The sequence below is a fragment of the Leyella stercorea genome (assembly GCF_021531355.1).
GTDB lineage: Bacteria > Bacteroidota > Bacteroidia > Bacteroidales > Bacteroidaceae > Prevotella.
This window is the reverse complement of the sequence record NZ_JADYTS010000034.1, coordinates 24,595-33,476: the sequence shown is the minus strand read 5'-3', so window position 1 is coordinate 33,476 and position 8,882 is coordinate 24,595. Positions and strand designations below refer to the sequence as shown.

The 8,882-nt window shown below is 49.5% G+C and carries 4 protein-coding genes; 3 read left to right on the top strand and 1 reads right to left on the bottom strand.

The features are described from left to right. The first annotated feature begins 11 nt into the window (after window positions 1-11). The 3 genes from I6E38_RS08745 to I6E38_RS08735 all read left to right on the top strand — a co-directional run bounded on the left by I6E38_RS08745 (window position 12) and on the right by I6E38_RS08735 (window position 6,007). A complete protein-coding gene (locus I6E38_RS08745) occupies window positions 12-4,967 on the top strand; it encodes an LPD38 domain-containing protein (protein WP_235393613.1) in 4,956 nt (1,651 codons plus the stop codon). Window positions 4,968-5,160: 193 nt separating this feature from the next. Further along, window positions 5,161-5,622 carry a hypothetical protein gene (locus I6E38_RS08740; RefSeq protein WP_235393612.1) on the top strand — a complete coding sequence of 154 codons (462 nt, stop codon included), beginning with the start codon at window positions 5,161-5,163 and terminating at the stop codon, window positions 5,620-5,622. Further along, window positions 5,558-6,007 carry a rhomboid family intramembrane serine protease gene (locus I6E38_RS08735; RefSeq protein WP_235393611.1) on the top strand — a complete coding sequence of 150 codons (450 nt, stop codon included), beginning with the start codon at window positions 5,558-5,560 and terminating at the stop codon, window positions 6,005-6,007. The genes I6E38_RS08740 and I6E38_RS08735 overlap by 65 nt, the downstream gene beginning before the upstream one ends. A 200-nt stretch (window positions 6,008-6,207) precedes the next feature. On the opposite strand, the gene I6E38_RS08730 is transcribed toward I6E38_RS08735, so the two are convergent. Further along, window positions 6,208-8,877: a hypothetical protein gene (locus tag I6E38_RS08730; RefSeq protein WP_235393610.1), complete on the bottom strand. Its 2,670-nt coding sequence runs from the start codon at window positions 8,875-8,877 to the stop codon at window positions 6,208-6,210. Window positions 8,878-8,882 lie beyond the last annotated feature (5 nt).

Genomic DNA, 8,882 nt, shown 5'->3' with positions numbered 1-8,882 from the left:
AGGGCAATCAAATGGTAGCGATAGAGCCGAGTCAGAGCCTGTTCACCAAACTACAGTTGAAGGCAGGAGGACTTGGCCGAAAGTTCCAAAACACCATATTCGAGAACTACGACATCAGCAACAAGCACGACGTAGTAGTAATGAACCCACCGTTTGGTACGGCAGGAGCGACAGCCATTGCTCACTTGGGTAAGGCATTCAAGCACTTGGAGGAAGGCGGTCGTGTTGTTGCTCTCATACCGAGAGGTTCGACAGACAAGAAGTTTGAGAAATGGATTAAGGGCGAGAAGACCGCCGTAATGCGTGCGGAGGTAGAGCTGCCAGACATCGTGTTCAAGCAGGCAGGTACTAATGTTGTCTGCCGTGTAGTAGTAGTGGACAAGATAAGCAACGAGGCTATGCGTGCCAAGGCTGGCAGTGTGGAGAAGTGGGACTTGGGCGGACACTACGACAAGATAGAGGACTTCTTCGAGGATTTGCGCGACGTGGAAATGCCCGACCGCATTATCGACACAAATGCGATAATGATGAAGAAGAGCAAGCAGACGGTTAAGGACTTGAAGGAGTTGAAGGACGCAAGGGTAGACTTTAACGAGGGCGGCATCAACGTGCGTGTCAGAGGCGACTGGAAGGACTATTCCATTCCGTTTGACATGGAGGGATATAATGCCGAGCAGAAGAAGAAATTCCTTGCTAGTACGTACGAGACCTTTGAACAGCAGGAACGTCAGACAAGAAACGAGACGAGCCAGGCTGTGCTTGCGGAGCTTAAGAAACTGACTTGCAAGTTGGCTGACATGACTGAGGAGGAAATGCAGCGATACTTGAAGAAGAAGTACGAGGGCAAGGGTGAGATGTACAGAATCGAGCATGCTGCCGAGGTGTATAACAAGGCGAAAGGTGACGCCTCACTGGGCCTATCTAAGCCGACTGAGCCATTGGAAGGCAGGATTGCTGAGACTGTGGAGAAAGTATCGAAGCAGACTGGCGGTAAGGTGAAGATGGTGAACTCGGTTGAGGAGATTGGCAACGAGCAGGTGCGCCGTGACATTGAGAACGGCAAGCAGGTGACGGGCTGGTATGACGAGAATACAGGCGAGGTGCATCTGTATATGCCGAACATACACGACTCGTATACTGCGGAGAAAACCGTTTGGCACGAGACCGTGGGACATAAGGGCATGAGAGGATTGCTCGGAGACAAGTTCAAAGACTATATGAGAGGTCTTTGGATGGACTTAGACAATCCGGTGAATGCCGAACTGAGAGCCTATGTGAAGGAACGTATGGACAAGGACTCTATGGGATTCTATGACGCTATAGAGGAGTTTATAGCCGAGAGCACCGAGAAGGGCAAGGGCGAACCCGGGTTCTGGAACAACATCAAGAACAAGGTGACAGATGCCTTGCACGAGATAGGCTACAGAATATCGCCTAACGTGAAGGACGTGAAGTATATGCTGTGGCTGGCGAAGAACGTACAGAAGAAAGGCAATGATCCGTGGTGGAAGATGAGGGCTGATGCCGTGAAGTGGAAGATAGAGCACGAGAATGTGGAGTATACGAAAATCCACGGTGGCGAGTTCTACGAGAACGACGGCAAGAACCACGACTTTGAGGACATGAGCCGTGAGGAATGGGACAAGGCTACTGACGGACAGATACACTACCGTACTGCTCCGAGTGCTGCCACTGCTCTTGACAGATACCATTCTATGCTGAACGCTCACGGCTATATGGCTACAGAGGCGTTTATGGACAACATGCTTTCGCTTGAGAAACTGATGAAGGCTGTAGACCCCTCAATCAAGAAGATAGAGGACGTGAAGAGTTCGATGAACCCTTATGTTCTGCAGAACACCATGCAGGGTGCTATGAGCGACAAGATGACTCTATTTGAACACCAGGTGATGAAACCGCTGGACAAGGCTATGAGCGACGTGCTGGACAGCTTTGCAGGCAAGAACACCGAGGAGAAGATAAGAGAGTGTAACCTGTACATGATAGGCAAGCACGGACTGGAGCGAAACCGTGTGCTGTTCGTGAGAGACAAGATAAGAGAAAAGAGAAAAGTGAAGAGTGAAGAATCCGATAGCATTGATGCTTTGGAGGCTGCTTGGAACGGCGAGAAGAACGACCTTGGACAGAAGCTTCGTTCGGGACAGATAGACCTAAGAGAGTATTACCGTCAGATGGACGAATGGATTGTGCAGAACATCGACAAGGACTTCAAGGCAGAGGAACATGACTATTCGGGTATGCACGGTCTGCAAGAGATAGACGACCTAAAGAGTCCTTATGACGATGCTGGTGCTATAGACTCCGTGATGAGTCAGGAGGCGAAGATGGAGAACCAGAAGAAGGGTTCGGTGGATAATCTCTGGAACAGAATAAAGGATGCCACGAACTACTCTATCAATTCGGACTATGAGAACGGACTGATGAGCGAAGAACTTCGAGACCGTGTGGCCAGTATGTTTGACTGGTATGTGCCTTTGAGAAAGTTTGACGAGGCTACCGCTGAGGATGTATACGGATATATAAGCGGCGAGGACGGCAAGGGCTTTATCGGTGAAACGCTGATGAACGCCAAGGGCAGAAAGAGTCTGAGCGACGTGAACGTGCTTGCACAGATAGGTGCTATGGCTAACCGTGCGATAAGGAACGGCGGACAGAATGCCGTGAAGCAGGCGTTTGCCCGATTCGTGAGAAACAGCGGAGAGCAGAACCTTGTGAAGGAAACGAAGGTGTGGGTAGAGAAGAAAGGCACGGACATGAACGGCAACGACATCTGGGAGGAGGCTTATCCTCAGATACCCGACAATGCGAGCGCTCATGATATAGCAACCATTGTGGATGCCTTTGAAACAGACATGAAGACGAAGCAGGCTAAAGGCGAGGCAAAGACGCTGAGCAACAGCACGGACATAGGCTTCAAGTTTGCGAGGGCGAAGAACAAGAGCGAGCACTTCGTGGACGTGAAGATAGCCGGACGTACACACAGTTTCGTAGTGCTGGGCAATCCTCGTGCTGCACAGGCTCTGAACGGCATGCTGGAGAACAGTTCGCCCAACAGCGCACTGCTGAAAGGGTTGAAGAGCACTACACGCTTCATGGCTCAGATGGCCACCTCGTACTCACCGGAGTTTGTGATGCGTAACATCATACGTGACGCCGAAATGGCATCGAGCAATGTAACGGCAAAGGAGGGTGTGATGTACGGATTCAAATGGGCACGGTACTATGCGGAGCTTAACCCGCTGAATGTGGCATTCAATGAGGGCGCAGGTGCCTTGAAGAGCTTGAAGTGGAAAGACCTGAAGAACGGTGTAGGCATGGGCCTGTACGCACGATACAGAGAGGGCACATTAGGCAACTCGAAGATGGAGCGCTACTTCAAGGAGTTTATGCAGAACGGCGGTGAGACAGGCTGGGTACAGGTGAAGACGATGCAGGAATGGGAGAAGGAATACAAGCGCGACGTGAGCCGTGAACACAGCAAGGTGGCGAAGACTGGCAAGGCGCTTCGTGACTTCCTCGTAGGCAACGTGGAGAACCTGAACGAGGTGGCAGAGAACATGGCGCGATTTGCGACCTTCTGTACATCAAGAGACCTCGGACGCTCGGCTGTGAGAAGTGCCTATGATGCCAAGCAGGTGTCGGCGAACTTCAACCGTCACGGCTCGGGTGACGCCATCAAGACGTTCAAGAACGGTGAAATGGGCACGAGCAAGGAAATGCGCAGAAATGTGTACGGCACCATTGCGAGCTACCTAAGGAACTACTCGATGTTCTTCAACGCTGGCGTGCAGAGCACACACTTGCTCATGAACAACGTGAAGAAGGCGCCTGTGGGTACTGTCGCCTCAATGATGGCTATACCTTTCGGGCTGGGCATAATGGCTGCTGTCGTGAACAACGCCATGATTGCGAGCGAGGACGAGAAGAAGCGTAAGGGCGTGAAAGACCCGTATGGCGAGTTGCCGGAATACATAAGGAGAAACAACCTGTGTATATATAAAGGTGGCGGTAAGTTCGTGACCATTCCGCTTGCCATTGAGCTGAGGGCGTTCTACGGACTTGGCGATATTGCAGCGGGTATGACTACAGCAAAGAACGTGAAGAGCACGAGAAATGTAGCAATGGACGCTGTGGGCTGTATGTCGCAGCTGCTGCCAGTAGTGGACTTCACGAACACATCGGCCTTTGATAAGGAACCAGGAAAGGAAACGCTAAAGGGTGTGCTGCCTACGGCTGCCGCTCCATTTGTGGAATGGTGGCTTAACAGCGACTGGAAGGGTACGCCAATACGCCGAGAGGGTGACTACACGAAGAACCGTCCTGCATGGATGAATGCCTACAGCGGAACTCCCGAGAAGCTGATGGACTTGAACAAGTGGGTGAATGCCAAGACTAACGACGTGGCTCCCGGCAACGAGAACATGAGGGGCAACAGTCTGCTTGACGAGGCTACTGATCCTGCAATGCTGAACCACATCATAGGAACTCTTGGCGGTGGTGCTGCCACATTCATAACCCGTGGAACTGGACTGGTGTTGAAGTATGCTGACGGTCGGGAACAGGAGATTGAGACCAAGGACATACCATTCTTGCGTTCGCTGATGTACACTCCTTCGGAACAGACGAGCATGGCGAGAACGAAAGCGAAGTGGTATGGCTACAAGGAGAGCATGGAGAAGAGCACGAGCAACTACTCGATGCTGAAGAACAAGAACGTTCCGCTGACGGAGAGAATACGTAATGCTGCCGACAGACACAGATTTGAGCAGTCGGCTGACTACGCAAGAATCCGTATTATCAAAGATGCCGAGAAGCAGATGAAACGCTGGAACAAGATGAAGCGTCTGAACGCTGACGACAAGAAGCAGGTGGACTTTGCCAACAAGAACATCGAAATGATAATGCAGAAGGCTGTGGAGCAGATGGACGGGATTAGTGAGGGGTAAAGGCTGAGAGTGTGAGCCTAACTAAGCCTTCTTAGGCCTTTCTGAGCCTTTGGTGATTAGGGTTATTAATTGCTAATTATTGATTATTAGTGTTTAATTTTGATACGCAAACTTGGTTATGTGGCTAAGTTTGCGTATTTTTGTATCAGAAAACCATAACCCTATGACCAAACAAAATTATGATATAACCCGTATGCAGCGTGAAGACTTGGCAAAAGCCTATCGCGATGTGTATCCGAAATGCTGGAGCCAGCAGGAGGTATGGGACAAGATAGCGAAGCATCCTGCTCCACGGTATTATATCACGGCTAAGGAGGCTTATGAGAAGCTGAGAAGAATGGTTGTGGGTGACTTCTCGATTGTGGACGCATTGGGCAGCAACAAGCAGAGACTGTACTACTCGCTGTTTGAGAGGATGCAGGAACTGACTCAGAGAAAGGAGTATATAGGCAAGTCGCTGTGGTTTCTATGCCCTATTATAGTATCACAACCAGCGCCGGAGTTCTTTATGGCTCCCCGCACGATTAAGGACACGTTTGTCAAATGCAGACTTTATGGTAAGGATTTCAGACATGGCGAAGTGTATGGCAGTGGACGTAAGAGTAAAGCTGCTGCTGACAACGCTAAGCGTCGTGCTGCTGACGGCAGGCAGTAGACTGGAGGGTTTCAGTGCGCACGGCGGACTGCTACCTCACTTCACTTATAGTTTTCTGCATGCGAACGTGTGGCATATGGCAGCGAACCTGTTTGTGCTATGGGGCGTGAGACAGCGCATGAACGTAACTGTAGGCTATGTGATAGCCGTGGCTGCGAGCTGGATGCCTATGTGGGCAGACAAGCCTACTGTGGGTATGTCGGGTATGCTGTTTGCGATGTTCGGTATTATGTGGGGCAAGACGGGAAGGTGGAAGGAATACTTGAAGGCAGGAATGCCTGTGATATTGATAATGATGCTTATACCAAACGTAAATGGTTTGCTACATTTGTACTGCTACATATTAGGTTTTGTGTTTTCGTTTTTAAGATTTAAGGTTTGTTAGGTTATTGTTTAACCAGGGTGTTGGAGCCGTGAGGCGCTGACACTTTTTTTTTGATAATGGGTAATGAGCCTTTCTGAGCCTTTCTGGGCCGACTGAGCCGTGGGGGTGAGGGTGATTATTTATGGACCTTGCTGAGCCGACTAAGCCTTTCTAAGCCGTGGGTGAGGGTGGTTTTTCTGAATTTTTTGGAGAATCGGTAGCTATCTTATCTTGTTGGTGAAGCGTGGGGTGAAGTCGATGACTGTGCCAGCGAAGGTGTCAGACGCTGAGATATTGGAGAGAGTGTAGCGGAAGCGGTAGTACTTCCATGGCTTGCCGTGGAGGGAATACAGCTTGTTCCAACTATGGCAATCGTTGGATGCCCAGACTGTCAGCTTGAGAGTTCCGCCAGCAGAGTTGAACAGATGGACTATCTGATGGATGGTCTTGAGCTGTATGGACGAGCCGAGCTTGAGGGGGCGTGTTGTGAACGTACCGGAATACGTCTGAGAGTCGGACTGAGCTACTGGTATCTTGCTAAAGGAATAGACGTTGTTGCTGGAGTCCTGTAGGAGCGTGTCGGGATAGTTGGACACCGCTCGCTGCATGCGCTTAGAGCCGAGGGATATGGTGGCGAAAGTTCCGTCAAGAAGATTATAGACGTATGCGTAGTCGTAGTTGACGTTGTAGATGAACAGCAGCGAGTCGCGATAGTCGTAGGCAAGGAATGCATTGCGCACGAAGGTAAGGAAACCGACCGTAGCGTCGGAGTACGGCGGATTGGCTCCCGAGAGTTGTGGACTGACGCAACGTACAGTGCCGCCAGATACAGCCATGAGTCCTTTGTCGGAGGTGAAGTAGACGACATTGCCCGTGGGTGTTATTGACTCGGGATTGTTGCAGACTTCGCGCGAAATGGGGTAGGACGCTGAGTAGAGTCCTTCGGAGTTGACGGAGAGTCCGTAGATGCCTTCAGTAGTGAAGACGATGAGCGGATACTGTCCGAACTGTCCCTGTGATATAGGCTCGGTGTTGGCAGCGATACCAAGGATAGAGCCAGTGCCTACGGTGTTGTCGCCCGATGCCTGGAAGACGAATGGGTTGTTGACAACGGAGGTGAAGATTTGGGAGTCGAGGACTTCGTAGGAGGAGGTGGGGGAGGGAGGAGACGACACGTTGGAAGATGTCATTCTATTAGTAAGCGGTAGATACCTAAACGCGTATGCACCATTGAGATACGGATGCGTTTTGAGCGGTATCTTTATTCCACGACTGTTTGATGTGTCCCATACAACGACATCAACGGCTCTTGGGTCGGGGTAAAAGAACCAAGAATCTGCAACCTTCAAGTCTTGTGTCCAAGGATAAGAAGAAGAAGCTACTACCATAGATGTAGAAGTAGCAATATGGACATAAAATCTTAGCGTACTTTCAGCACTTGACGGACTGACACTCGTAAGCGTTGCACACGTAAACATATTCGCTCCTTTGAAAGGCCGACGTTTGACGTTGAATAAATTGATACGATTATTGTAAGTCAATACTTGCTGTGGCACGATAGAAGTCCATCCATAATAATCGTCAACTGGGAGCTGCTCCTGAGAGGTAAGATTAGCAACCACATTGGATGCTATAATAGGGGAAACGTAATCAGAGGTATTAACACTTTCAACTCCAACTGAAAACAACTTGTAGAACTGTGTTTTTGAAATCATTTCGTTAATGATTTCATTGTCGGACTTGTAAGTTGGAACTATAACGTCACGGGCCTCATATTTACCCTTTTCGAAATGGTATATTCCGTCATCTTGCAGGACAGGAACGCCTGGAAGAAGACTACTACCATATGTAGGTGTTGTAACAAGAGTGCGATAAGTGGTTTCGGAGGTTTTTGACGGTAATTCTATTCTCCATTCCTTATCAATATAAAACGGTATGACATCATCTGTGGCGAATACGACAAACTCCTTTACTATATCCTTCCATTTGTCAATGCCTTGAGCCTCTATGCGATATTGAAACGGTGCGTGGAAAGGGGCATACATAAAGCATTCGGTAAAATCCATGGACTCCTTGTAATCGCTTGCAGTAACAGGAGTGAAGTAACAATTGCGGTTGACTGTCGGGTAACAAGCGACTGGTACAGAAATGCGTGCGTATGACCCATCGTAAAGCCGCATGGCACAGCGCACAAAGAACGGGAAGGCAAATTGGTTGTTTTCCTTGACTATTCTGATAAGTTCTGCTACATGGCCTTGTATGGCGTTTTGTACGTTAGCTTCGTTTGTTGAACCTTTATTAACTTCATGGTGAAAAAAGAAGCTTTCGTTGTCAGTGGGTTTTATCTCACCTTTCCACTCTGAACATCCAGTAAACTTTCCATTCGAATAAGAAGCTTTATAAAGTTTAGATGTAGTCATGCCTTTAAGAAAGCATCCTGTATTACCACCAAGGGGAAGATTAGTCCATTCCTTAAATGCGGGGTAGAAATCGTACGTCGGCAGCTCTGTACCGAGGTCGATGTATGAGCCTTCCTTGAAGAGTATGTAGTGCAGTCCGCTACTGGTGGCTACTACGAGGGTGTTGCCTACTGAGGAAATGTCGTAGACTGTGCCGACCGAGAACGCTTGGGTTTCGGTGATGGAGTTGTCGCTGAGTGTGCCGCAAAAGAGCATGTGGCCGTTGTAGGTGATGGCATTGGTGTAGTCGGCACCTTTATGGATATAGAGCAGTTTATTGTTCGTCTGTGCGAACTGCTTTGCCTGTCGTAGGGGTTGCATCTCGCCATTGCGGAAGATAAGGTCGCGTGAGGCGGAAAGTTCGGTGTCGTCGGACAGGAGGTCGGACGGCGATGTTGTGATGCCTTTGTTGAAAGATAGGGATTTTTGCATAGTGA

What these genes read in the sequence shown, in the direction of transcription:
- I6E38_RS08745 (WP_235393613.1), top strand. Translation starts at nt 12, where the DNA reads ATGGTAGCGATAGAGCCGAGTCAGAGCCTGTTCACCAAACTACAGTTG.
- I6E38_RS08740 (WP_235393612.1), top strand. Translation starts at nt 5,161, where the DNA reads ATGCAGCGTGAAGACTTGGCAAAAGCCTATCGCGATGTGTATCCGAAA.
- I6E38_RS08730 (WP_235393610.1), bottom strand. Translation starts at nt 8,877, where the DNA reads ATGCAAAAATCCCTATCTTTCAACAAAGGCATCACAACATCGCCGTCC.